At 57.9% G+C, this 24,238-nt stretch carries 21 protein-coding genes; 9 read left to right on the plus strand and 12 right to left on the minus strand.

All coding sequences use genetic code 11. The features are described from left to right. Nucleotides 1-47 precede the first annotated feature (47 nt). The gene (locus M0G74_RS03020) at nucleotides 48-434 is read left to right on the plus strand and encodes a hypothetical protein (RefSeq protein WP_248214292.1); all 387 of its coding nucleotides are present in this window, start codon (nucleotides 48-50) and stop codon (nucleotides 432-434) included. Between the two features lie 98 nt (nucleotides 435-532). Here the strand turns inward: M0G74_RS03020 and M0G74_RS03025 are convergent, their stop codons facing one another. The 6 genes from M0G74_RS03025 to M0G74_RS03050 all read right to left on the minus strand — a co-directional run bounded on the left by M0G74_RS03025 (nucleotide 533) and on the right by M0G74_RS03050 (nucleotide 8,203). Continuing rightward, nucleotides 533-1,183: a hypothetical protein gene (locus M0G74_RS03025; protein WP_160152514.1), complete on the minus strand. Its 651-nt coding sequence runs from the start codon at nucleotides 1,181-1,183 to the stop codon at nucleotides 533-535. Between the two features lie 453 nt (nucleotides 1,184-1,636). Continuing rightward, on the minus strand, nucleotides 1,637-2,581 hold the full coding sequence (locus M0G74_RS03030; protein ID WP_248214303.1) for a tyrosine-protein phosphatase: 945 nt from the start codon (nucleotides 2,579-2,581) through the stop codon (nucleotides 1,637-1,639). 120 nt (nucleotides 2,582-2,701) lie between these two features. Continuing rightward, a complete protein-coding gene (locus M0G74_RS03035; RefSeq protein ID WP_248214307.1) occupies nucleotides 2,702-5,224 on the minus strand; it encodes a TonB-dependent receptor in 2,523 nt (840 codons plus the stop codon). 249 nt (nucleotides 5,225-5,473) lie between these two features. Continuing rightward, complete coding sequence (locus tag M0G74_RS03040) at nucleotides 5,474-6,547, minus strand: hypothetical protein (RefSeq protein ID WP_248214308.1); 1,074 nt, start codon at nucleotides 6,545-6,547, stop codon at nucleotides 5,474-5,476. After that, nucleotides 6,537-7,403 carry a hypothetical protein gene (locus tag M0G74_RS03045; RefSeq protein WP_248214311.1) on the minus strand — a complete coding sequence of 289 codons (867 nt, stop codon included), beginning with the start codon at nucleotides 7,401-7,403 and terminating at the stop codon, nucleotides 6,537-6,539. The genes M0G74_RS03040 and M0G74_RS03045 overlap by 11 nt, the downstream gene beginning before the upstream one ends. A 383-nt stretch (nucleotides 7,404-7,786) precedes the next feature. Further along, a complete protein-coding gene (locus M0G74_RS03050; RefSeq protein ID WP_248214314.1) occupies nucleotides 7,787-8,203 on the minus strand; it encodes a CBS domain-containing protein in 417 nt (138 codons plus the stop codon). Nucleotides 8,204-8,421: 218 nt separating this feature from the next. Here M0G74_RS03050 and M0G74_RS03055 point away from each other — a divergent pair, with 218 nt between their 5' ends. The 5 genes from M0G74_RS03055 to M0G74_RS03075 all read left to right on the plus strand — a co-directional run bounded on the left by M0G74_RS03055 (nucleotide 8,422) and on the right by M0G74_RS03075 (nucleotide 12,276). Continuing rightward, a complete protein-coding gene (locus M0G74_RS03055; RefSeq protein ID WP_248214316.1) occupies nucleotides 8,422-8,859 on the plus strand; it encodes a host attachment protein in 438 nt (145 codons plus the stop codon). 128 nt (nucleotides 8,860-8,987) lie between these two features. Continuing rightward, complete coding sequence (corA, locus tag M0G74_RS03060) at nucleotides 8,988-9,941, plus strand: magnesium/cobalt transporter CorA (protein WP_160152507.1); 954 nt, start codon at nucleotides 8,988-8,990, stop codon at nucleotides 9,939-9,941. A 253-nt stretch (nucleotides 9,942-10,194) separates the two neighbouring features. After that, the gene (locus tag M0G74_RS03065; RefSeq protein ID WP_248214318.1) at nucleotides 10,195-10,896 is read left to right on the plus strand and encodes a hypothetical protein; all 702 of its coding nucleotides are present in this window, start codon (nucleotides 10,195-10,197) and stop codon (nucleotides 10,894-10,896) included. A gap of 207 nt (nucleotides 10,897-11,103) precedes the next feature. Then, nucleotides 11,104-11,661 (plus strand): cytochrome b, encoded by a 558-nt coding sequence (locus M0G74_RS03070; RefSeq protein ID WP_348983689.1) that lies wholly within the window; start codon nucleotides 11,104-11,106, stop codon nucleotides 11,659-11,661. A 45-nt stretch (nucleotides 11,662-11,706) separates the two neighbouring features. Continuing rightward, nucleotides 11,707-12,276: a YceI family protein gene (locus tag M0G74_RS03075; protein ID WP_160152505.1), complete on the plus strand. Its 570-nt coding sequence runs from the start codon at nucleotides 11,707-11,709 to the stop codon at nucleotides 12,274-12,276. Nucleotides 12,277-12,348: 72 nt separating this feature from the next. Here M0G74_RS03075 and M0G74_RS03080 read toward each other — a convergent pair whose 3' ends face one another. From M0G74_RS03080 to ectA, 6 genes are all read right to left on the minus strand, one after another. After that, the gene (locus tag M0G74_RS03080; RefSeq protein ID WP_248214324.1) at nucleotides 12,349-13,767 is read right to left on the minus strand and encodes a sodium/proline symporter; all 1,419 of its coding nucleotides are present in this window, start codon (nucleotides 13,765-13,767) and stop codon (nucleotides 12,349-12,351) included. Nucleotides 13,768-13,852: 85 nt separating this feature from the next. Then, nucleotides 13,853-14,863 carry a tetratricopeptide repeat protein gene (locus M0G74_RS03085; protein ID WP_248214351.1) on the minus strand — a complete coding sequence of 337 codons (1,011 nt, stop codon included), beginning with the start codon at nucleotides 14,861-14,863 and terminating at the stop codon, nucleotides 13,853-13,855. Beyond that, nucleotides 14,851-16,296 (minus strand): aspartate kinase, encoded by a 1,446-nt coding sequence (locus M0G74_RS03090; protein WP_248215300.1) that lies wholly within the window; start codon nucleotides 16,294-16,296, stop codon nucleotides 14,851-14,853. Before M0G74_RS03090 ends, M0G74_RS03085 begins: the two co-directional genes overlap by 13 nt. Before the next feature lie 136 nt (nucleotides 16,297-16,432). Next, complete coding sequence (locus tag M0G74_RS03095) at nucleotides 16,433-16,837, minus strand: ectoine synthase (RefSeq protein WP_160152502.1); 405 nt, start codon at nucleotides 16,835-16,837, stop codon at nucleotides 16,433-16,435. 86 nt (nucleotides 16,838-16,923) lie between these two features. Further along, nucleotides 16,924-18,258 (minus strand): diaminobutyrate--2-oxoglutarate transaminase, encoded by a 1,335-nt coding sequence (ectB, locus tag M0G74_RS03100; protein ID WP_248214354.1) that lies wholly within the window; start codon nucleotides 18,256-18,258, stop codon nucleotides 16,924-16,926. A gap of 81 nt (nucleotides 18,259-18,339) precedes the next feature. After that, on the minus strand, nucleotides 18,340-18,957 hold the full coding sequence (gene ectA, locus M0G74_RS03105) for a diaminobutyrate acetyltransferase (RefSeq protein WP_248214359.1): 618 nt from the start codon (nucleotides 18,955-18,957) through the stop codon (nucleotides 18,340-18,342). Between the two features lie 465 nt (nucleotides 18,958-19,422). Here ectA and M0G74_RS03110 point away from each other — a divergent pair, with 465 nt between their 5' ends. From M0G74_RS03110 to M0G74_RS03120, 3 genes are all read left to right on the plus strand, one after another. Next, nucleotides 19,423-19,932, plus strand: a complete 510-nt coding sequence (locus M0G74_RS03110) for a MarR family transcriptional regulator (protein ID WP_248215301.1) — start codon at nucleotides 19,423-19,425, stop codon at nucleotides 19,930-19,932. Nucleotides 19,933-20,431: 499 nt separating this feature from the next. Further along, complete coding sequence (locus M0G74_RS03115; protein ID WP_160152499.1) at nucleotides 20,432-21,454, plus strand: FHA domain-containing protein; 1,023 nt, start codon at nucleotides 20,432-20,434, stop codon at nucleotides 21,452-21,454. A 92-nt stretch (nucleotides 21,455-21,546) separates the two neighbouring features. Beyond that, nucleotides 21,547-24,204, plus strand: a complete 2,658-nt coding sequence (locus M0G74_RS03120) for a serine/threonine-protein kinase (RefSeq protein WP_248214362.1) — start codon at nucleotides 21,547-21,549, stop codon at nucleotides 24,202-24,204. Nucleotides 24,205-24,238: the final 34 nt, after the last annotated feature.

Here is a 24,238-nt window from a genome sequence, read left to right on the forward strand (position 1 = left end):
TGGCCCGCAATTTGCTCGAGTGGAGGTAAAAAGACAACAAAGGCTCAATGACGATGAACGATCACCAATGGTTGATGAACTCCCAGGCTCTCAACTCCCTGCGCAAACTCCGCAAGCGCCTGCAGGCCGAATTCGGTTTGAACCTGCGCTTTTCCGACTTTGATTTTGAACAGCAGCTGGCGCAGGTAAAAAGCCGCACCGTCGACAGCGACACCCGCAAGCTGATCGCCCAGTTGGAGACCCTCAAGGGCAGCCCCTTCCTGACCGGTGACGAACCACCGGAGCGCCTTTATCGCGGCCAGAAAATTTTGCAGGAGCCGGGAAAAAAGAATATTTACGAAATGATTTACGGGGAGGAGCTGGCATTACACGATGGTCGCGGGGCCACCATTGCACCCCGCAAAATGTACCGCGGTCACCCGGTGCTCAACTGACCGGTGCTACTCACTAAAATAAAGCTAGCTAGATAGTAAAGCTGAATAGAAAACTGGATAGCAAAGCTGGATAGTAATTCTGGAATGCGGAAGCTGGCTCAGAGACGAGCCAGCTTCAGCAGAGAACCCGCTTCAAGGTCATCCTCCACCTTATCCAGCACTTCCTCGGCAATCTCTTCCAACAATCGCTCGGTCGCCTGTCGGGTAGTGTCTTCCACCACACCGCCATCTTTTGGCGCACGGGTGCGATAGTCGGCCTTCAGGCGCAGGTCCGCGATATCCACCCGCCCCTGCTTGAGCGGAACCTCTTTACCGGTCCGGTCAAACCCCAGCAACTGGTAGCGGAAATTGCCGTAGGCATTCATGGTGCCTTTTTCAAGGTCGTAATCCGCCCCGTTAAAAATGTCATTCATTCGCTGGCGAATGACAACCGTGAACTTGGTATGCAAGCTCAAGGGCGCGCCCTGTGTCACCAGCTTTACCTTTTCATCGACAAAAAATTCGCCGAAGCGCTGCTGTACCTGCTGCTCCAGGTGCTGGGCAAATTCCTGCATCGCCTTGTTTTTCATTTCCCCCAGGCCGCCATTACTGCCCGACAAGGCCAGCAGTAATTGCAGGTTGTTTCCGGTCAGCGGCGTGGGCGCCTCGACCGTGACTTCCATCGGCGCGACCGCAAGGTGAATGGCAGGGACACCGTCAGCAAATAGCGGCCAGCCAGCGATATTCCCTGACTCAGCTGCGACGGCCATTGTCGTCGAAGAGCATGTAAGCCAGGCGAGCCCAGCGACAAGTAACGGGCGGAATCGTCGGCTTTGTGGGACTCGACGGACTCGACGGAAAAGACCGGTTAAGGGGAATCGAATAATTAGCGGAGAATAGTCGGTATCGGCAGGCATGGGCTGTAACTCCCGGGAGCTCCTGATTGAGTGGATCCGTGCCCAAGATGGGCGCACCAGAATTCCCCTGCAACCAATGGGCCACTTCCAGAAAAAACTCGGTCTCTGCTGCTGCTATCGCCTGAATTTGTTGATTAACTGAACAAGCCGGATGATCGGAATATCAGAGGCCGGACAATCACCTGCAATACCTGCCACTTGCAGAATTTTCCGCGGAACAGGTTTGCAGGCTAGCTGCGGCCTCTGATTGGGCACTATCCGCCGTTCATTCGAACATGCGAACATGCGGACATACGAAGCAGCCGATTACTGCAGGTAGCGAGCCTTCAGCAGCGCCAGCTCCTGGCTGTCGACGTCCAGCACGGTTTCGATATAGCCCTCAACCGAGCCATGCTGGCGCTCCATTTCGGCAAAGGCGCTTTCCAGCCAGGAAAGCTCAACACCCGACATGGCCCCGCGAATATCTTCAGGCAGCTGGGCGAAAAAGGCGTACATACGCTTTTCCTTTTCGCTGGCGTCTTCCGGGAGTTCCATCATTTTCACGCCCGCCAGGGTTTTGTTGGACAGCATGTAGTCCTGTTTTACCGTCTCACGATCAACCCCCAGCGCGGTCAGAATCAGCGCTGCGCCAATACCGGTGCGGTCCTTGCCCGCGGTGCAGTGAAACAACAACGCATCATCGTTTTCGATCAGTTTCTGGAACATGGCGCGGTAGGCCGGGGCCTGCTGGGTAACCATATCGGCATAACCCTTGTCCATCAGCTCGACCAGGTCCTGCTTGTCAAAATCCGGTTGCGCGAATATTTTGGCAAAGTCCTTTTCCCAGTTCATCTCGTAGTCCCATTCCAGGGTGATCGCACTGGTCCCGCGCCAGTTATCCGGCTCATTGGTGCGCTCTTTGGTTGAGCGAAAATCCACAATAGTGCTGATATTGCGATCGCTGAGGTACTCGTAGTCCTTCGCCGTCAGGTTGGTCAGTATCCCGGAGCGGTACATTTTGCCCCACTTTACGGTTTTGCCGTCGGTAGTTTCATAGCCGCCGAGATCACGGAAGTTGCGACCGCCTTCCAGGGGCAGTACGCGGGTCTGTTCGACACCCGTTTGAACACTGGACTGAACGCCAGCCTGAACGCTAGCCGCTTCGGCGCTGGCGTTCAGGGCGTTGCTGTTCAGCGAGTCAGTGGCCGCACAACCACCTAGGGTCATCGCCATAGCGGCTGCGAGTAGGCTAGATACGAATTTGCTTTGCATGGTGCACCTATAAAATTATTTGCGTAAAAAATTAGTTGCAAAAAAGTTTGGGTAAAAAAAGGTTGGGTAAACGGACCCACGCTGCATCAATTCAGCGCGGGCAGTTGTTCATTCGCTGGATCAGAAATTCATACGGAAGCCGGCCAGGTAACGGCGGCCGTAGCTTTCCACCTGGTTCGGGTTGCTCTCGTCACCGGTGTAGCGCACGTCCTGCTCATCGGTCAGGTTATTGGCGTTGGCGTAGAGAGTGACGCCCGCACCGAATACATCCATCGGCAGGTCATAGCTCACAGACAGGTCCACACGCTTCTGCTCGGCCCAGTAATCATTCATGCCGACGTTCTCGGTGGTGGAAAGCCAGTCGTCGCGGTACTGGTGGTTCAGGCGAACAGAGAAGCCTTCCATCTCGTAGAACACCGAGGCATTGAAGATGTTCTCGGAGGTGCCCGGCAGGCTGTGGCGGGTGCCGTCCAGGGTTTCAAACTCGCTGTCCAGCAGGGTCAGGTTGGCGCTGACACCAAAACCTTCCAGGGCCGGCAGGAAATCGGCAGCCTGGGCAATGGCATTGAACTCGGCTCCGCGCATCTTGCCGTTGCTGCCGTTGACGTATTGGGTGTAAACCCAGTAGTCGGCACCCACTTCCGGCAGGTAGGCGCTGCCCGCTATCACATCGCTCTGCGCGTAAATCACATTGTCGATGCTGCGGGAGAACAGGCCGGCGCTCAGCAGGCTGGCGTCGCCGGCGTACCACTCTAGGGACAGGTCCGCACCAATGGACTCTTCCGCTTCCAGCGCCGGGTTACCCGCGCTCACACTGTTCTGGATAAAGTCGACCATGTCGTCGCCACGCCATTCTGCGTAGGTAGGACGGCTGACACCAGTGGACACGGACATACGCAGTTTTACGTCTTCAGCGAGGTCAACGTTCAGGTGTGCGCTGGGCAGTACGTTGGTGAAGCTGTCTTCGAAGTTGCCGGTGGGGCCTTCGCTCAGGTAATCCGTGTTCTCTACCCGCGCGCCCAGTACCAGGTTGCCCCAGTCGTAGTGCGTGGTCACCATGGCGTAACCCGCGGTGATGTCCTCTTCCAAGCGGATGGCCTGGGAATCGTTCGGGGTCAGGGTCAGGCCGCCGACCGCAGCACTCCACGCCTGGCGCAGTCCTTTGTTGTCGTAGTAGGTAGCGCCGGCGATACCGTTGCTGAACTGGCTCTCCCAGGCTTCGCTGGTGGCAAAGTCGTTGATGTTTACATCGGAAGGGAAGCCGCCGTAAGCGAATACCATGCCGAAGCCATCAGCCTCACGGGCATCCATCTCGAACCCGGTTTTTACCACCGCGTCCTGACCGAACAACTGCATTTCGCGCTCGGCATCCAGCTTGAACTTGGTGGCATCGATGGTCATTTCAGTGCCGATCAGCATACCCAGGTCAACGGCATAGTTAATCTCATTGACGTCGATCGGCGCCTGGGCGCGAGGATCAAACAGCCCGGTTACGGCGGGGTCCAGCAGATCGCTCACATCGAAGCTCGCCATCACGAAACCACCTGCGCTGCGCGGCATCGGCAGGAACATATTGTTTTCGGTTTCGGTGAAATTCAGTCGAGACTCGACATGCCAATCACCCAGGGTGAAATCCGCACCCAGGGTATTGGTGAAGGTGGAGTTCTCGTAAAGACCGTACTCCAGGGCGCGGCCGGCCAGGGCGAACTGGTTTTCCGCAACCGCACCAGTGGCTTGCGGCGCACCCACGGCTTCAGCACCGCCAGCAAAGTCGAATACGATCTGGTTGCGCTCTTCGAAGTCCTGAAATTCGTTGTACAGGGTGGATACAAATACACGCTCCAGCGCGCCGTCACCACGGAACTCAAAGCGGCCGCCGTAGGCGCGGTCTTCACGGGTGACCTTGTAGCTGCGGAAGTCCAGCTCGTTGACCAGCACTTCGCCGCTATCAGTGCGCTCGATGTCGTACTCGCGGTTGTCGGTGACCTGCTCGCGGCTGTTCTCGGAGGTGAACAGGGAGAAACCGAAGTTGTCGTTGGACCAGGAGGTGCGCAGGGCCAGCTTTTCAATGTCGCCGTCGCCCAACTCCTGGTTACCCATGCCCACGTCGGTGGAGAAAGCCCAGCCTTCTTTCACAAACGGGTCGAAGGTGGAGATGTTGATGTGTCCGGATACTGCACTGCCGGGCATGTCCGCCATGATCGCCTTGTTGGAGTCAATGCGGCTGGTGATTACCGACGGGAAACTGTCGAAGCGCGGTACGCGGCCATTCTCCGCACCCGGAATACTCAGGCCGTCGATGGCGAGAGAGGTGTAACGGAATGGTGCACCGCGGAAGTTGATGTAACGCGCCTGGCCCTGGTCGCGCTCGATGGCCAGACCCGGTACACGGCCGAGGGAGTCCGCCAGGTTCTGGTCGGGGAAGCGGCCGATGGTATCGGCAGAAATAATGTCGACGGTGTTGTCGGCATCGCGCTTGGCGTCGATCGCGGCCTTCTGGCTATCGCGGATCGGCTGCGCCATTACGCTCACTTCTTCCAGCTGACCGGCGTCCACCGCCTGTTGCGCCAGAGCCGGTGCCGCTGCACCGGCCAGAGAAAGAGAAATCAGCAGAGACAGTTTGTTGCGCTCAAGATTGATCATTTGTTTTGCTCCGAATCGGTTCGGTATCGGTGTAGAAGTCGATGCTCGAGTGGTTTGCTACCGTGGTCCTATCGAGGTCCTATCGAGGTCCTGTCGAGTTCCTGTCGAGATCCTGTCGAGATCCTAATAAGGCCCGATGTGTGTTCCGGGCCGCTCGGAGCGCATGATCAAAATTGCGTGTGACAAACAGGTTAAAAGGAGGCCTCAGCCCCCAAAAGAGATATCTCTAAAAGAAAAAGTATCGATAAATCAGTCAGTTACGACTTCGATCTGTGACGAACCCAGTGACAGGCGATGGCGATAGCGGCCGCTTTTCAGGTCGCGTTCTGACTCGAACAGGAAGGAAGTGGCGAGATTTTCGCCAAGGGCGGAGACCAGTTCGTCGCGAATTTTGTTGCGATTCTGATCCAGGGTTTTTGCGCGCAGTCCGTTCTCCTTGAGATCGTTGATGGACTTGTTATGCCCGCCGTGGGCTTCCATCCATTCGATCAGGGATTCGGCAGCAGCGCGGTCCGGGCGATTGACGGGCGGGTTCAAAAACCAGCCCTCGCGCTCATCGCCCTGCCGTTGCAGCGCATACCAGAGGTAATAAAAGAAAGGCGTCTTTGACAACTTCACCACAACACCGTGCACGCGAACCTGTAGCGAGGTGCAGTTGAATTCCAGCCGATTGTCCGTGGCGGCGACAACAAGCGCCTGCTCCGTGTTGCCACCATTCGCGCGCATGGCACAGTCAAACCACTGTAATTGCTGGTCGGTCAGTGTTTCGGAAAGGCTGTACGCCTGGCCCGAAGGCAGGCCCCGCTGCACCAGCTGTGCAATGCGCGCACGCTGCGCACGGGAAAGTGGCCGCGGCAACAATGCAATGACCATCACCAGAAGCAATGCCAGCAGGGACTGGCTCGCAATCAGCAACGGCCAGTTGTACTGGCAGTCCAACGACAGCAAGGTATGGCGCGGCTCACTGCCGATGTGCCACGACACCTGAATATTGCCTCCCGGCGCCGAGCCTTCATCGCCAATCAACTGGATCACACGTGCGGAGCAGCTGCTTACGTTCGGCAATCCGCCCGTCGGAGTGATTTTTTGCAGATCCTGCTCCAGCCGGTTGGACACCCACTGCCCCAGGTCGCCATCGGTCAGCCGCGCCTGCAGGGCGAGCGCCAGTTTTTCCGGCAGCTGCCGGTCGAGCTGGGTGGAAATATCCTGTACCAGTGTGCGCTGGGATTGCCAGGCGGCCAGCCCACAGAAACACACACTCAGTAGCGCCCACAGCAGCCCCCAGAAAAGTACCGGGCGAAGATTGGCTCGATCAGGGAGCACAGCGCTCTCCTCCCTCAAACACCCGCTGCCCCTGTAGATAATCGTTGGCAAACCCGTTGAAGGCGGCCACCAGCGCACACTCGATACCAGGGGCGCGCTTGCGCCTGACAAACAGGGTCGCGGCGTTGGCGTCACTGGAAATCAGGGTGCGGGAGAGTGGGATATCCAGATCCTGCTGCACATAGTCGCCGCCACTCACCAGATCCAGTTCATCCCGCGCGAAGGCCTGGTAGAGGCTCACGGCATCGTCGAAATAAATCAGGTTTTCCGCACTGAATTCGATCCCGGCATCCTTGAGCGATGCCAGTGGCAACAGGTACAGGGTGTGGCTCAATTTGTCGTTGAGCAGGCCAATGCGTTTGCCGTGAAAGTATTCCGCGGTTAATTCGGGCTCGGCTCCGCGACTGAACCAGTAAACACGGTAGTGGTCGTAACGCAGCAGCGGCTCGTAGTAGTCCCCGTACTCGGGAAGCAATCCCGCCATTGAATGGGTGCGGCTCCAGATCAGGTCGTAGGCCTCACTCAGAATGTCTTCGGCCGCCAGGTGGCTGCGGGGCTTCCACGAAACCTGCACACCGGCGTAGTGCCGCCCCATTGCCGGATTTTTACAGAGGTTATCGGCAATTTCCCGGGCATGAGAGGAAGAAACCAGCAACACAGAAAAAAACAGCTTGCCCTCGCCATCCGCACGCTTTGCGGGCCCCCGGGTTTCACACTGGTAGAGGTGGTAGTACCCCGTCTCCGGCACCGTGCCTGTGTGAGCGGAAAGCCAAAGACACAGCGCCACCCCGGCAGCAAAAAGAAGCGCCAGTGCGGCCAGGTGCACTTTGCGGTCGGTAAAAAGAAGCGGGGTCATTGGACAATCTGGTCAGCGGTCATTGAACGGCAGTCTATGTACGTTCCATGACAAACCGATGACGACAAACTTCACAATATTTAAATGATAAGTATTCGCATTTGCCTTTGTTTTTGATATAACTCTGCCCACTCAGGTAGGCAGAGAGATCGACAGGTAAAGAGGTAGATAGGCCAATAGCTACGACGACACAAAATTTCGACTGCGCAGGCGCCCGGTTTCACAGGCGGACGCCAAACGCGCGCTTCGAGTACGCAGCGCATGGATGCGCTTTCCATCGGGTTAAACCGCATCTCTAAACCCAGGGACAAGCCGGTGTTATACGCCCACCGGCTGGCGTTTAAGAGTGCAAGGACGCACTTTTTTAGCGATCGGCTCCCGCCCTAGTGATGGGCGGAAACGGCGGCGGCATAGCGGTGGCAACTGTCGTCGTTCACCGAGTGGGAAATATCGCCCATGCTCAACATGCCCACCATGCGCCGCGCCCCATCCACCACCGGCAGGCGGCGGATCTGCATATGCTCCATATGCTCGATTGCCTGTTCCATATTTTCATCGGCGTAGCAGTATTCAATGTTTTCTGTCATCACGTCGCGGGCGCACTTACTGCGCAGGTCCCAGCCCTCGGCCACCGCCCGACAGGCGATATCGCGATCAGTGACCATACCGATCAGGCGGTCATTTTCGCCTACCGGAATGGCGCCCACATCGTGATCCCGCAACAGCTGCGCCACTTCCTGCAGCGGCGTATCCGGTGAACACCAGGTGACGCCCCGGTGCATGGCTTGTTCGACTTTCATCTCACACCTCCCGTTTCAAAGCTCCCGTTTCAAAGCTCCCGTTTCAAAGCTCCCGTCCGGCGACATACCCGACGATAAATAATGTGCCCTGAGGACATGATAGTGAGCGGCAACCCGAGTGAGAGCCGTGTATTGCCTAGGAACACGACTGCTTCCGGCCTACCATTCAGCAGTAAACCCAATGCGGTAACTCGCAGCAAAAACAGAGGTGAACGACCATGTCAAAAGCCTGGGTTCTGGTAGCCAACCATACTCACGCACGCGTGTTTGAGGCGGAAAAACGCGCGGGCACACTCAATGAAATAGAATCCCTTGTTTACCCGGAAGGCCGCATGAAAGGGCAGGAGCTGCTCAGCGACGCCCCCGGCAGATCCTTCGACAGCAATGGCCTCGGCCGCCACGCCATGTCGGAGCCCACCAGCCTGCGCAAACAGGGCGCGCAAAAATTTGCCCGCGACATCGCCCACACCCTGGAACAGGGGCGGCAACAGGGGCGCTTCGATCGCCTGTATATCGTCGCAGAACCCTCCATGGCCGGCAGCCTGCGCCAGTCCATGTCGTCTCCCTGCTTGGCCACCATTGCAGGAGAGTCCCGCAAAAACCTGACCACCTGCGATACCGAGCAGATACGGGCGCAATTGCCCATGTGGCTGTAAGCGAAAATCCTCAGCCCAAGCCGCCACAGGACAGTGGCGGCAATTGATTTGTTGCCAACAGACTGACACCATGCCCCAGACTCCCCGGGGCCATTGCCTCGGCAAAATCCAAGATCAAGGAAGCGGTAATGCTGAGACTGTTTGAAATCCAGCGCGGCAAAATAAAAGAAACCTACGCCGGCAGCGATTACCGCAGCCAGGACCTCTCCGACTCGGCCTGGATCGACCTGCAGGACCCGGAAGAAAACGAGCGCGACCTGCTGGAACAGCTACTGCGCACCGAGCTGCCCGAATCCGAAGACGTCGAAGAACTGGAATCCTCCGCCCGATTTTTTGTGGACGCCGCCGGTATCCACGTGCACTCCCTCTACCTCACCCAGAGCGAAGGCCGCCACGACACCGCCACCGTCGCTTTCATCCTACAGCCCCAGCGGCTCATCACCGTGCGCGAAAGCGAACTGGCCGACTTCCGCCTGCTGCGCATGCGCGCCCGCCGCAACCAGGTAGAAGCCCACAACGCCCAGGAACTGCTGACCCTGCTGTTCGATCAGAAAGTCGAAAACCTCGCCGACGCCCTGGAAGACAACTACCTGAAACTGGGCGAAGTCAGCCACCTGGTACTGGAAGATGAAGAAGCCGACCTGGAAGAAGCCATCGACCACCTCGCCAAACTGGAAGACTCCAACGGAAAAATCCGCCTCTGCCTGATGGACACCCAGCGCTCCATCGCCTTCCTCCAGCGCCACCTGAAAGACGACCCGGAACTGCGCGAAACCTGCTGGGGCATATTGCGCGACATCGACACCCTGATGTCCCACACCACCTTCCTGTTCGAAAAGATCAACTTCCTGATGGACTCCACCCAGGGCTTTATCAGCATCGAACAGAACAAGATCATCAAAATTTTCTCCATCGCCGCCGTAGTCTTCCTGCCTCCCACTATGGTCGCCAGTATCTATGGCATGAACTTCGACCATATGCCGGAGTTGCAATGGTTACTCGGCTACCCCTGGGCGCTGGGCTTGATGCTGATGGCGGGAATGGCGCCCTATTTGTATTTCAAGAAGAAAGGTTGGTTATAAAAAGCCAAATAACTCCGATGCGAAGGCAGTGATAGCGGGTATGTGTTTGTGAGACCGTCTGCGGCCAGGACGGCCGCAGCCGAGCCCCCATGGATGGGTTTACGGCGTGTCTCACAAACACATACCCGCTAGCACTGACGCCACAAATCTATTCACAAAATTCCCCTTCCTGCCACTCACATTCCGACCAAATTCACCGCCAGCTGCTAACCTTTTATGGGTAAAAAAAACTCCATAGGGAAGTAAAGCAACAATGGCAGCGGCGGCTAGCAGTAAAACGGGGAAATCAGGCAGCAAACCCTTCCATATGCGGCGCTGGCTCAGCGTACAGCAGGCCGTCGACCACCTCAGTGCCCTGTCTGAAGAACCCCTTACCAGCGACGACCTCGCCCGCCTCGCCGCAGAACACAAACTGGACCTCTACTGGTACCGCCCCGGCCAGCAACTCGCCTACATCGACCGACCCGGCGCCCCCACCATCGAACTCGAACAGCCCCTGCGTCTCTGCCCGGAACACAGCAGCGACTGGCGTGCCATCGTCGGCATACTGCGCCACCACCCCGCCCTGCCCGCGGAAGAGAACGACACGCCGGTTCTGCAAGATAGCGACGGCAACCGCCTGCGCATCACCTTCGACTTCAGCCGCCGCCCCGAACCCTTCAGCAGCCGCTGGTATCCCAACTACGCCGAGCTGGTGGTCAAACGCCGGGACCTGGATCGCCTGGAAAATCACCTGTTCACCGAAGACGAGGAACAGGCGCTGGCTCCCGACCTGCTGCTGGATGTCATCTGGCAGCTGGAACAGATCGCCATGGAAAACGGCAAGGAGAGCGACCAACAACCCCACGACCTGAACTGGTTGACCCACCAGCTCAGCGACCGCAGCCAGCTGGACCTCAACCTGCTGGGCAAGGTACTCAACGCCGCCGAGCGCCAGCACGCCAGCCATCACTGACGCCTTACATCTCCAGCTTTCCTCTCGGCTTCCCCTATGCCTTCCCCTACGCCTTCCCGGCCCATAGCCTGCAGCAATTGCATCCTGTGCGATTTTTTCGAAAAATAGCGCCGGCTTTTTGCGCTATTACCGCGCCATAAAATTTTTATAATGCGTGCCATTCGACAACCCCTGGGTACCCCCTGGCAGACACCGACGGAGTCCGAAGTGCAGACCCGCAACAGTGAATCCCATTACGGCTGGATCGCCGTCGCCTTCCACTGGCTGATGGCCCCGGCCATCATCGGTATGTTTGCCCTTGGCTGGTGGATGCGCGGGTTGTCTTATTACGACCCCTGGTATCGCCAGGGGCCGGATATCCACAAGTCAGTGGGTATCCTGCTGTTAATCCTGTTGCTACTCCGCTTGCTGTGGCGCTGGCTGAATGTGAACCCGTCGCCGGAACCGGCCCCACGCTGGCAGCAACGGGCTGCCGGTGCGGCACACTGGATCATTTATGGGCTGCTGCTGGCGATTTCAGTTTCCGGCTATCTGATCAGTACTGCGGACGGGCGCGCGATCGAGGTGTTCAACTGGTTCAGTGTCCCGGCGACCCTCGACGGGCTGGAGAACCAGGAAGATGTGGCTGGACTTATCCACAAGTGGCTGGCGTGGAGTTTGATGGGTCTGGTGTTATTGCATGGCCTTGCGGCTTTCAAGCACCACTTCGTCAATCGGGATAGCACCTTGAAAAAAATGCTGGGCCTCGGCCCGCGAACAAATTAGCTCAAGTTTTAACCGAAAATTTTAACCCACTCGCAGGAAGAGATTATGAAAAAGCTCGCAGTTCTGTTGTTCGCCTCCCTGATCGGCGCTACTGCTGCCCAGGCAGCGGACTACAAATTCGACACCAAAGGCGCCCACGCGTTTGTCCAGTTCCGTATCAAGCACCTGGGTTACAGCTGGCTGTACGGCCGCTTCGACAAGTTCGATGGCAACTTTGTTTACGATGAAGCCAAGCCGGAAGCCTCTTCCGTGCAGGTCACCGTGGACACCACCAGCCTGAACAGCAACCACGCTGAGCGCGACAAGCACCTGCGCGGCAAAGATTTCCTGAACGTGGACAAGTTCCCCACCGCCACCTTCAAAAGCACCGCGTTTGAAGCCAATGGCGACGGCAAAGCACTGCTGAAAGGCGACCTGACACTGCACGGTGTAACCAAGCCGATCACCATCGACGTGACCGAAATCGGTGGCGGCAAGGACCCCTGGGGCGGCTACCGTCAGGGCTTCACCGGCAAGACCGAATTCAAGCTGAAAGATTTCGGTATCGATTACGACCTGGGTCCGGCTTCCCAGACCGTTGAAATGATTCTGGATGTAGAAGGTATTCGTCAGTAACCTTCCGTCCAACCCATTTTCCGTCTCACAGGATGGACGAGAAACCCGGCCCTAGTGCCGGGTTTCTTGTATTCAGGCATTCACTGTGCGACTCACGGGCTCGCGAGCCAAAAAGTGCCCCACAGCGTAGACCACAAGCCCCATAAGAATCCCGGGCATGCCCTCGTAAATATGTGCATGCCAACCCAGCCAGCGCCAGATCAGTGCGGTGGCAAGTCCCAGTACACTCATCACAATCGCCAGCTTCTGTGAGGGTTTGCCGCCGGCGGCCAACACCATCAATAGTGGCGCAAAGGCCGAAGCCAGGGCGGACCAGCTCATCACCACCAGGCTGAACACGCTCTGCTTGTTTAACAGTGCCCAGGCGACTGCCGCGGTCGTTATACCCAGCGTAGCGATTTTCAGCAGGCGCGTGTTTTCAGTGCGTTGCGGCAGGAGGTCATGGGTAAGGGCCGCGGAGCAGCTGAGCACCAGCGAATCCGCCGTCGACATGGTGGCCGCAAAAATCCCCGCAAGAATCAAACCCACCAACACCGGCGACAATAATTCCATCGCCATCATCGGCAGCGCCAGCTCCGCGTCAAAGGTACCGGGATCGTTCAGCAGAATACGCGACAGCATGCCCACACCCGTGGCCATGAAATAGAAAATCGTGAACCAGAGGTAATACCAGCAGCGCGCCTGGATCATGCGCCCGGAATCGTTCAGGGCCATAAAGCGGACCATCACATGGGGCTGGCCGACAACGGAGATGCCGGCAAACAGCCAGCTCAGCGCAAACAACACGCCACCGGCAACCCCCGGTAACAGCAAGTCCTGTGGATACCAGTTCAGGAAGCCCTCGACCTCCCCCATCTGTTGCCAGGCGGCCCCCAGGCCTCCGACAGATTGCGTGGCGACATACAACAGTATGCCCATGGCCACCACCATCACCAGTGACTGCGCCGCATCGGTCCAGATGGACGCACGGATACCGCCGGCCAGGCAATAGGCCGCAACAATGACGCCACCGATGACCGCCCCACTCCAGATCGGCAGGTCCAGTACCACATACAGCGCCTTACTGCCGGCAACCAGCTGCGCGCTGGCGTAGGCGAGAAGGAATAGTAGCGAGAGAATACCGGCGAGTTTCTGCCAGGCGCCAAAGCGGGTGCCCTGCCAGCAGGCCAGTACACCGGCATAGCTGGATTCACCGCTGTGCTTTGCCGCCTGTCGCAGATTTTTATGGATCCACAGGGAGCCGAGAAAATCCCCCAGAATCCAGCCCAGCATCAGCCAGATGGAAGCCAGGCCGGTAGCGTAGGTGTAACCGATAACCCCGATAAACATGTAACCGCTGTTATTGGTGGCTACCGCAGAGAGGCCCACCAGCATGGGCGAAATATCCTGGCTGGCGAGGTAGTAATCTTTTTTGGTACCGCGGCTTTTGCGGTAAGAGCTGATGCCTACCGCAGCAAACAAAGCCAGAAAAAACAGGAAACTGATCAGCACGGATACTCCCCCCTAAATATTGTTTTAATGCGTTATTGGTTTTCTACAGCGATGCTTTTTATGAAATCTATCAATCGCAATGGGCTTAGTGTTTACCTGGTGTAGGTGTGGCGCCATCGGGCTGGATACCCATCAGTGCGGTAAATTCTGCCGAGTTGTACAGGCCATCAAATGCGGAGTCTTCCAGCGCTTCGTCGCGGTAGGCCGAGGAAATATCCAGGGCTTTCTTCAGGTAATCGATGGACTCTTCCCACTGTTCTAAATAGGCATAGGCACAGGCCAGCTGGTAGTAGGCGTTGCCGTTTTCGTTGTCGATCTGCAGCGCCTGCAGGCACAGGTTGATGGCCCACTGGGGTTCGTCCAGTTCCAGCACCGCATCCGCCTTGTAGGTCAGCGCTTCGCCGTCGTCCTTGCGCAACTTCAGGATCTGGTCGTAAACCGCAATTTTTCCGCTGGGGGTCTGCTCGCGACCGGCGCGCAACCACAGGGAGTGAATTTCCTGGGTCAATTCGATTTCGTCGCGGTTGTTTTCGATGTGCTGGGTTTTTTCCGACAGTTGTTCTTCGATGCTGCGCAAGCGCTCTTCGTACTGCTCTACCAGGCTTGAGATTTCCTGGTTGGCGAGGGTGTGCACCTTTTCTTTCACATCGCGAATAGAGGTCCAGCCCATGATCACCAGTAGTGAGCTGAAGCCGGCAATCAGGTAGAAGAAATAGGTGATGGTGTCGGTCGCGTAGGTGATGGCCTTGTCGGCGGCGCTCAATTGTCGGTCGACAATGTTTTCGGTGAGAGAGACTTTCTGCGCGGCCATGTCCACCCGCAGCTGTTTCAATTCATCCAGCACATAGCGTTCGATGAAGGGCGAATAAAGTGGCTTTTCCAGCTTGTCCGCGGCATCGGAGAGCTTTTCCAGCTCTGCCAGCTTTTCTTTATTTTCTGCTTTTTCTTTTTCCGTAATCACCGGTGGCGCTACGGTTGCATCGTCCTGTGCATTAACCGGAGCAGTGATCACCGAAAATGCGACCGCCACAAGCAACACTGCCGCCAGCAGGGCTGGCGGCAGTCGGAACATCCTGGCAGGTATCAGGCTGCGCATATGGCGTCGCCATGCTCGTGCACTTCCACCAGTGCCGCGTGCAGGCTTTTGACCGCACTTTCGTAGTCGCTTTCATCGACCACAAACTGCATATCCACCTGGCGCATGGACTGGTGCACCGCGAGGATGCTGATCGACGAGTTGGCCAGCGCACTCACGGCACGGGACAGCATGCCGGAGGTTTTCATGTCGCTGCCAATCGCGGAAACCACCGCCACCTTGCGTACCTGAATGTCACAGTCGGGGAATAGCTCGCCAATCGCGCTCTTGATCCGCTTGACGGTTTTCAGGTTGTTACCCAAATAGTGGGTAATGGTGTTGGCGTTGGTATCCTTGGTCACCACGCTGCCCTTGAAGCGCGCAATGATTTCGTTGATCGCCCGGTCGTAACTGGTCATGCTGCCCATCATGTCCTGATCGAAACATTCAACAGCATAGATGTTTTTACGCCCCGCGATGATTTCTACCTGCGGTGTGTCGCTTACATAGTCGCCCGTTACCAGGGTACCGCGGTGCTCGGGCTCGAAAGTGTTCATCACCCGCAGGGGAATCTCCTGTTGGCGCAATCCTTTTGCCGCGCGCGGGTGGATGGCTTCCATACCCAGGTTGGCCAGCTGGTCCGCCACATCGTAGTTGGTGCGGCCGATGGGCACGGCCTGCTCCTCGCCCACAAGGCGCGGATCGGCACTGCTCAGGTGGTACTCCTTGTGAATAATCGCTTCACTGGCACCGGTTTTTACTGCGATGCGACTGAAGGTCATTTCACTGTAACCGCGCGCAAAGGTCTTCATCAGACCGTCGGCGGTGTGGGCATAACCGGTGGCAATCGGCAGTTCGCTGGCAAAATCCACATCGGCAAAGGCACGCTCGATGCGCTCGTCCAGGGTCATGTGTTCGCCATCGCGCCAACCGGTGAGATCGACAAAGCGCGCATTGATGCCTTCCTGCTTCAACAGCTGTACCGTATTCCAGGCGCTGTGCGCTTCCCCCAGGCTGGCCAGCATTTCACTGACCACATCCAGGTGCCCTTCCAGGGCAAAGTGGCCGTGCTGGCAAACCCGCTCCAGGTCACCGAGGCAGTTGGCGGCATCGTCCAGGCGCTCACCAATAAAACGGTTAGCCTTGGCCAGCATCACCTGATCGGTAAACAGCGATGCATTAAGTTCTTCCATCTGCTTGCGCAGACCGGCCACCGCATCGGACCACTCGCGCTCATCATCGGCGCCGGCAAACAGGGCAAATACCCCTGGGCGACCGGATTTTTTGTGCTCCAGCAGCATGTCGGTAATGCCACCGTAGGCAGAAACCACAAATACACGCTGGTACAGTCCTTCGGTTTTCGCCCTGCCGTTTTTCAGAATGATGTTGTCACGTACTGCGCGGTAGTCACTCATGGACGTACCGCCAATTTTTTCTACCGTATGGGTCTTCATGGGATCCTTGCGTTGACCGTTTTCGAGTTTCAGATGTGAGGCACCGGCAAAATATTTGCGACTGGTGCCCCAGAACTCTGCCGCCCTGTTGTAAATGGCTGCTTCGTACATCGTGTTACTGCTGCGCTCGGTCGGATTATTTTTCGTCCTGTACCGTTTCGGCATCCAGCTCGTAGGCGCCTTCTGCGTTGTGCACTTCCTTGCCGTGCAGCGGCGGATTGAAAACACAGGCCATTTTCATTTCGGATTTGGCCTTGAGTACGTGCTTGTCGTTTTTGTCCAGGATGTAGATGGTGCCCGGGGTGATCTCATGCACCACACCATCAGCCTCCGCCATCACCGAACCTTCACCGGAAATGCAGTACACCGATTCCAGGTGGTTCTGGTAGTGCAGGTGCAGATCAGCACCTTCATAGATCGTGGTGATATGGAAGGAAAAGCCCATGTTGTCATTCTTCAACAGCAGGCGGGTGCTCTCCCAGCCTTCGGAAACAATACGACGGTCGGTTTTTTCGGCTTCTTGCAGTTTTCTAACGATCATTGCTTTTACTAACTCTTTCTAAATTCGTGTTCTGGTCTTGAAAAATTTGGCTTTGACTATTTCGTGTTGAAAAGTGGCGGCCAGTATCAGGCCGCACCCGCCAATACTTTCTCTGCGGATTCCGCACCACTCTCGTCCGCGAAGAAATCGTGCTCTTCCGGGACATCCTGGCCCTTCAGCACTTTGGCCACGGCCGCTTCCACAATATCCAGCGCCTTGGTCAGGTTCTCGTCGCTGATGGTCAGCGGGCACAGGGTTTTCACCACGTGGTCGTCGGCACCGCTGGTTTCAATCACCAGGCCATTGCGGAAGGCTTCGGTAGTGATCTTGTCCGCCAGTTCACCGCTGACGCAGTTGAGACCACGGAACATGCCGCGGCCGCGGGTGGTCATGTTGCCGTCACCGTATTTCTCAACGATGGTGGAAAGGCGCTGCTCGATGTAGTCGCCCTTGCGCAGCACTTCCTTGGCGAACTTGTCGTCGCTCCAGTAGTGGTTGATGGCTGCAGTGGCGGTAACGAAGGCCAGGTTGTTGCCGCGGAAAGTGCCGTTGTGCTCGCCGGGCTTCCACTGATCCAGCTCCGGCTTCATCAGTACCACCGCAAATGGCAGGCCGTAACCACTCAAGGATTTGGACAGGGTAACGATGTCCGGCTTGATGCCCGCTTCCTCAAAGCTGAAGTAGCTGCCGGTACGGCCACAGCCGGCCTGGATGTCATCCACAATCAGCAATACGTCGTGCTTGTTGCACACATCTTGCAGGTTACGCAGCCACTCGACGCTGGCCGCGTTGATACCGCCCTCGCCCTGTACGGTTTCCACCAACACCGCTGCCGGGTGGTCGATACCGCTGGAAGAATCGCTCAGGACCTTGTCCAGGTAGGCGGTGGTATCGATGTCGTCACCGAGATAGTTCTCGTAAGGCATGCGCGATACGCCGCTCATGCTCACGCCGGAGGCACCGCGGTGGTGAGAGTTACCGGTCGCCGCCAGCGCACCCATGCTGCAGCCGTGGAAGCCGTTAGTGAAGGAAATGATGTTCTCGCGGCCTTTGTATTTGCGCGCGATTTTCAGCGCAGCCTCAACCGCGTTGGTGCCGGTCGGACCGGTGAACTGCATGATGTAGCTCATGTTCCGCGGCTTCAGGATTTTCTCGGAAAAGGCCTCCAGGAATTGGCCCTTGGCCTTGGTGTGCAGGTCGAGGCCGTGGGTAATGCCATCCTGCTGGATGTATTCCAGCAGCGCTTCCTTGAACAGCGGGTTGTTGTGGCCGTAGTTCAGGGTGCCGGCGCCGGCGAGGAAATCCAGGTACTGGTTACCGTCTTCGTCGTACAGGTACTCGCCCTGCGCCTTGTTAAAAATCCGCGGGAAAGCGCGGGCATAGCTCATTACTTCAGATTCGATTTCGTCAAAAATTTTCATACAGGCCACCCTTATTGAATGGTTGATTTAAATAAGTAAAAGGAGAAACAGAAAACAGGCCGCAAAACCGGTACCGCGCGCTCAGCCAACTGCAGCTGCAGCCGTCTCGGCAACGGGTTCGGCCGCGGCCGCGGTGAAAGGACCTATACGCAGCAACATTTCACTGTCGTGGGCACCCTTGAAGTGGCGCTCGCGGTCAAACATCACCGAATCCACACAACCAGCGCCCAGCTTGCGCGCCAGACTGCGGAACAGCGCCCAGGAGGCGTCGTTGTCCGGAGTAATGGTGGTTTCCAGGTGGGTGACCGCTCCACAGGCCGGGCGGCCGAGGATTTCGCGCAGCATGCGGCCGGCAAGGCCCATACCGCGCCCCGCTTCGGCCACCGCCACCTGCCATACAAACAGGGTGTCGGGGCGCTCGGGAATCCGGTAACCGGAGATAAAACCCACCAGCTCGCCATCCAGTTCCGCCGCCACGCTGGTGGCTGAGAAGTGGCTGGCCTGCAGCAGGTTGCAATAGAGGGAGTTGGTATCCAGGGGCGGGCAGGCACCGATCAGCTGGTGCACTGCGGCACCGTCTTCGCTCACCGGGCGGCGCAGCAGCACTTGCGCACCCTGTTCGGGCGCACTGGCCGGCTGCGCCAGCTTTACCTTGTCGTCGATTGAGTCGTCTTCTTTCTGTTCGCTTGTCGCGCTCAAACCAATACCTTTAGTCATCAAATTGTTAGATCTATATCAAATGAATGTAAAAAAGCTTTGAAAACGCGACATTACGTCATCACCACTTATTTTCGCTTGAAATTTGACCTTTTCTTTAAAAAATTATTTACTGCTCTAAATATTTAAATACATCGTACTCTAAACATTATCGAGGGCGCAAGGCCAAGCCTCATGCAATTTGATCAGAACGCGACCAGTTTCGACCCCGAAAACGACACGCTGGATTACGCCGAGCCCAGTAAACACGGGGGCCACAGGGAAGCCCATGGCCGCACCGGGTCACGGGCAGAGGCACCCGGAGAAAAGTCGCGAATTGGCACGGAGGTGAACGAAAATGTGACTCAGGGCGGGCAGGCAATTGACAAAAGCGCCGCAGGACCTAAAGTCGGGCGCGGGCAAACAAGCCGCCGCGCCTGCCACCCTGATTTCAAGAGCCTGCTGCTGATGGACAAAATTGAAGAAGTACTGATCACCCTGCGCCGATTGATCCGCGCCACCGACCTGCACTCCAAGCAGCTGGTGAAGACCGCCGGGCTGACCGCACCGCAGCTACTGCTGCTGCAGGCTATCCGTGAGCAGGGTCAGGTCACCATTGGCGCCCTGGCAAAAGAAATCAGCCTCAGCCAGGCCACTGTTACCACCATCCTCGACCGCCTGGAAAAGCGCGGGCTGGTGTATCGGGAGCGCTCCATCGAAGACAAGCGCAAGGTGCACGCCTACCTGACCGATAAAGGCGCAGACATCATTCGCGACGCCCCCACCCCGCTACAGGAGCACTTCGTCAAACAGTTCCGCGACCTGCGGGAGTGGGAGCAATCCATGATCATCTCGTCCCTGCAGCGGGTGGCACTAATGATGGATGCGGAACATATCGACGCCTCGCCGGTACTGGATGTGGGAGACCTCGACCGCAAGGACAGCCGCAACCTGCCAGAGCAGGACGAGCCGAAATAAGGGCGGAGTACCAATACGCCCCTCTTTTAAAGCACCCGAGTACAACCCGGAATCAAGCTTGACCGAGACGCCGGTACAAGCTGTTCGCCCGTTGCTAACAATTCGCATCCAATCATTGCAATCGGGCCGAAGTCGGGTATAAATGGGGCAACAACACTAAAGTGGACGCGCGACTATCAGTAAGCGTTCACTGACTCAAGACAGCGGCGCTTTGCGTTGTCGCGGCAGAAAAAGATGAGAAGTGCGTCACGCATCTCCCCACCGGAACATGCTTGAACCACTCGGCCCCCGCGACCGCAACCCGGTAAAAACAATTGGCCCCTGGCAGAGACCCGTATTGCTATACGGGCGACTGCCGCATTGGCCGTGCACAAGGCTGTGCTCGGCGAGAAGCAATCCGGCCGCCCTGTCTTGATCATTTCCACACGCACACAAAGCCGAAATGTTGCGGGCTCACTGTGTCACTGCGATGTGGTCTTATTTGGGGAAGGGACTGAACATGGCCTGCTTGCAACATCCTGACCGGGATCAACCGGTTTACCTGATGGCACACCACACTGTGGGTCGCCGCCAGGGTGTCGCCGACACGCGCATCACTCTGCCGGAAATTTCCGGTATTCACGCCGCCATTCAATGGACCGGCAGCCACTGGGTTATTCGCGACCTCAGCCGCAATGGCACCTGGGTCAATGGCCAGCAACTGATCCCCGCCAAAAATCAGCAGCTGCAAGTGGGCGACAAAATTACCTTCGGCCGCGCCAACAACCCGGTGTGGCGAATGGAAAACCTGGACCCACCGGAAAACCTGCTGATCGACATCGAGAGCGGTGAAAGCCAGCCTCTGGAGTCCTATCACCTGCTGCCCGATGAGCACGACCCCATCGCCAGCCTGCACTTCAATCCCATCAATGGCGTGTGGATTTACGAGCTGCTGGAGAGCGCGGAAAACAGCGAAAGCGCGAGAGTCGTCAACCACGGCAGCCGCATCGACTGCGCCCACAACAGCTGGGAGCTGTTCCTCGGCAATAGCCAGAGCACCACCACCGAACTGTCGATCAACAACCTCTGTGTCTCGGATTTCCGCCTGCGCTTTAGCGTCAGCCATCACGAAGAACACATACAGTTGCAGCTGGCCAAAGACGACATGAAACTCGACCTGGCGGCGCGCACCCACAATTATTTATTGCTCTACCTGGCCCGCGCCCGTATCCGCGATATTCAGCGCAAAGTCGACCACTCCGACCAGGGCTGGGTCGCCATTGACCTGGCCACCCGCGAGCTGGGTATTACCGTCAACCATCTGAACACCCAGATATTCCGCGCGCGCAAACAGATTGCCGACAGTCTGCCGGACGCCATCGACACATCACGCCTGGTAGAGCGCCGCGCCTATGAAATGCGCCTCGGGTGCAACCAGCTGGATATCTTCAAGGGGTCGCAGAAAGAAGTCCTGGAAGCCACCAGTGACGAACACCCCATTATCAATACGACCACCGGCTCAGAAGTACCCGAACCCGTTTGAGCCACGGCTGGATTAATGTTCAGCGCCCACAGGGAGTGGGCCAAAAACCACGGACGGCGGTTAACCCGTAGTTTTTTACCGCAGTCAGAAGCATGCAAACAGAGCAGTTACCTTTTTACATCGGCCGCTATCACGCTACCGCCCGCCTCGGCTCCGGCGGCATGGGCGTGGTGTACCTGGCAACCGACGAACGCCTGAACCGCCAGGTGGCGATCAAAAAGCTGCTCCGCAACCCCAACAGCAGCAATGCCAGTGAGCGCATTCGTCGCGAGGCGCTGCTGCTGGCACAACTCAATCACAACAATATTGTTCAGCTCTACGATGTGGTCGAGGGCGAGAACGATATTGCGCTGGTGATGGAGTATGTGGACGGCTGCAACCTGCAGCGCTGGCAGCGGGAGCGCTCCCCGGACCTGGTGCAGAAACTACAGCTGCTGAAGCAGATCTGTGCCGGCCTCACCCGCGCCCACAGCGCCGGCATCATTCACCGGGACCTGAAAGCAGAAAATATCCTGGTGGATAGCAGCGGCACCATCAAGATTACCGATTTCGGCATCGCCAAAAACCTGCAGGAAGACAGCGACCTTACCCGTGAGCAGCACGTGGCCGGCAGCTGGGGTGCCATGTCGCCGGAACAGGCCCAGGGCAAGCCCCTGGACAACCGCAGCGACCTGTTCGCCCTGGGGGTCGTGGCCTACCGCCTGCTGTGCGACCAGAATCCCTTCGGCGACAACAGCAGCCCCTATGTCACCGTCGACCGCATCGTCAAACATCCGCATCCACCGGCGTCCAAGCTGGCTCCAGAGCTCCCGCCGGCACTCTGCGCACTGCTCGACCAGCTGCTGGCCAAACAGCCGGAGCAGCGCCCCATCAATGCCGCCGCGGTCGCCGCCGAGCTCGACCAGCAGCTGATCGCGATCCAGGGCAGCGGCAGCTTTACCCGCACCCACACAATCACCGCCACGGTTACCGCGGAAAGCTTTTACCAGCAGGGCAGCCATCGTCCACGCCTGTTGCGACACATTGCCCTCGGCACCCTTGCCACCGGCCTTCTCGCAGCCGCCACCCTCGCCCTGCTCAACAGCGACCTGCTCTCGAAAAGCACCGCGCCCGCAGCGAGTAAATATATTGCGGTACTGGAACCGCTGGACCGCGACAAGCAAGCAGCATTAAGCCGCGAGCAGCGCCTGCTGGTGAGCAACGTACAGAATGCCCTCAAACAGGGGCTCTCCAACCGCAGCGGCCTCAACCTGATCTCCTTTGCGGAATCCCGCAGCCTGCGCGGTGAACCGCTGGCAGCCCAGGCCAAGTCCCTCAGTGCCGACCTGCTGCTGGTGCCGGCGTTCGACTGCGATCCTCTTAGCTGCGAACTCTCGCTGGAACTGCTCGACAGCGACACCCTCGCGGTCATTGCCAGCCGCAGTACCCGCCTGGCAGTGGTGGAAGAAGGCCTGGAAAGCCGCGGCCGCACCCTGCACCAGGTCAACCACCTGCTGCCGGACTACCCGGCACGCGGCAACGACCAGCCACCCCATATCAGCGATGCGGATTACCTGACCTACCTGGAGATCTACGAGCAACGCAGTGACCAGCTACACCAGGCAACCCTGCTGGACCAGCTGGAGGAGCTGCAAAAAACCGCAGGCACCTTTGCGCCGCTGTACGAACTCTACGCGGCCATGGTGATCGATCGCGAAGCCAACAGCCGCGCAGCAGATGCCGATAAACGCCTGGCCAGCTTCCTGCGCAAGGCACCGGCCTCGCTGGCCGACACCCCGGAACTACTGATCGGCGAACTGCGGCTGGCAATCCATGTGAACGACGCGGGCCGGGCAGAAGCGCTGCTCGCACGCCTGAAACTGGTACTGCCGGACAGGGCCAGTTACTACTTTCTCAGCGCTCTCTACCACCACCGGCGCGGCGCCTACCCGCAGGCACTGGAAGAGATCAACAACGCCCTGGCCCTGCGCACCAGTTATGTCTACCTGACCCAGAAAGCGCTGGCGCTGACCCAGATGGGCGACATGCCTGCGGCCAACGAAGTACTGCGGGAAGCCATGACCCGCTACACCGGTTTCAGCGATGCCAACTCGCTGCTGGCGAGCAACCTGCTGGACCTGGGCCAACCCGAGGAAGCCATTCGCCTGCTGACCGAGGTCGGCGCCGAGAGCCTGGGTCCGCTGGACCTGTACAATCTCTGCCAGGGTTATTACATCGAAAAGCACTACCGCCAGGCCCAGCGCTGCTTCGATCGCCTCGCCCGCCTCTCCCCGGACGACGCCGACCCGCTGCTGTACCGCGCCGAAATCGCTCACGAACTGGGGCAGGCGGAACAGGCACCCGCCTTTGCCCAGCGCGCCCTGCAAATCACCCAGGGCCGCGACGACTGGGAAGCCCTGCTATTGCAGGCCCGCGCCTATGCAGAACTCGGCGAAGCGGAAAAAGCCGTGGACAACCTGATCCGGATTCGCCGGGATGCGCCGGACGATATTTACGTCAACTATGCCCGCGCCCAGGTGTATATCACCACCGGCGACCTGCTCTCCGCCAAGGCCCATATTCGCAAAACCCTGGAACAGGGATTCTCTCCCATCTGGTATTGCACCGCGCGCTTTGTCAAAATCTGCGATATTCCCGCCTTCAACGACCTGCGGCAGCAATACCCGGGGCTCTGCGGCGGTACAGGAAACAAAAACAACGCAGGCAATTCCCAGATTGCCAGCAGCGGCGATGCCAACGTGAACCTTTAACCGGCAACCTCCGGTTGGAGCCAACCCGGCACGC

It is taken from the genome of Microbulbifer sp. CAU 1566, from assembly GCF_023156515.1.
Taxonomy (GTDB): Bacteria; Pseudomonadota; Gammaproteobacteria; order Pseudomonadales; family Cellvibrionaceae; genus Microbulbifer.

Bases quoted from the DNA above. Each gene is read 5' to 3' on its own strand.
- M0G74_RS03055 (WP_248214316.1), top strand. From the start codon at position 8,422: ATGTCAAAAGCCTGGGTTCTGGTAGCCAACCATACTCACGCACGCGTG.
- M0G74_RS03095 (WP_160152502.1), bottom strand. From the start codon at position 16,837: ATGATCGTTAGAAAACTGCAAGAAGCCGAAAAAACCGACCGTCGTATT.
- M0G74_RS03090 (WP_248215300.1), bottom strand. From the start codon at position 16,296: ATGAAGACCCATACGGTAGAAAAAATTGGCGGTACGTCCATGAGTGAC.
- M0G74_RS03030 (WP_248214303.1), bottom strand. From the start codon at position 2,581: ATGCAAAGCAAATTCGTATCTAGCCTACTCGCAGCCGCTATGGCGATG.
- M0G74_RS03020 (WP_248214292.1), top strand. From the start codon at position 48: ATGACGATGAACGATCACCAATGGTTGATGAACTCCCAGGCTCTCAAC.
- M0G74_RS03075 (WP_160152505.1), top strand. From the start codon at position 11,707: ATGAAAAAGCTCGCAGTTCTGTTGTTCGCCTCCCTGATCGGCGCTACT.
- M0G74_RS03115 (WP_160152499.1), top strand. From the start codon at position 20,432: ATGGCCTGCTTGCAACATCCTGACCGGGATCAACCGGTTTACCTGATG.
- M0G74_RS03035 (WP_248214307.1), bottom strand. From the start codon at position 5,224: ATGATCAATCTTGAGCGCAACAAACTGTCTCTGCTGATTTCTCTTTCT.
- M0G74_RS03065 (WP_248214318.1), top strand. From the start codon at position 10,195: ATGGCAGCGGCGGCTAGCAGTAAAACGGGGAAATCAGGCAGCAAACCC.
- M0G74_RS03045 (WP_248214311.1), bottom strand. From the start codon at position 7,403: ATGACCCCGCTTCTTTTTACCGACCGCAAAGTGCACCTGGCCGCACTG.
- M0G74_RS03050 (WP_248214314.1), bottom strand. From the start codon at position 8,203: ATGAAAGTCGAACAAGCCATGCACCGGGGCGTCACCTGGTGTTCACCG.
- ectB (WP_248214354.1), bottom strand. From the start codon at position 18,258: ATGAAAATTTTTGACGAAATCGAATCTGAAGTAATGAGCTATGCCCGC.
- M0G74_RS03120 (WP_248214362.1), top strand. From the start codon at position 21,547: ATGCAAACAGAGCAGTTACCTTTTTACATCGGCCGCTATCACGCTACC.
- M0G74_RS03085 (WP_248214351.1), bottom strand. From the start codon at position 14,863: ATGCGCAGCCTGATACCTGCCAGGATGTTCCGACTGCCGCCAGCCCTG.
- M0G74_RS03110 (WP_248215301.1), top strand. From the start codon at position 19,423: ATGGACAAAATTGAAGAAGTACTGATCACCCTGCGCCGATTGATCCGC.
- corA (WP_160152507.1), top strand. From the start codon at position 8,988: ATGCTGAGACTGTTTGAAATCCAGCGCGGCAAAATAAAAGAAACCTAC.
- M0G74_RS03025 (WP_160152514.1), bottom strand. From the start codon at position 1,183: ATGGCCGTCGCAGCTGAGTCAGGGAATATCGCTGGCTGGCCGCTATTT.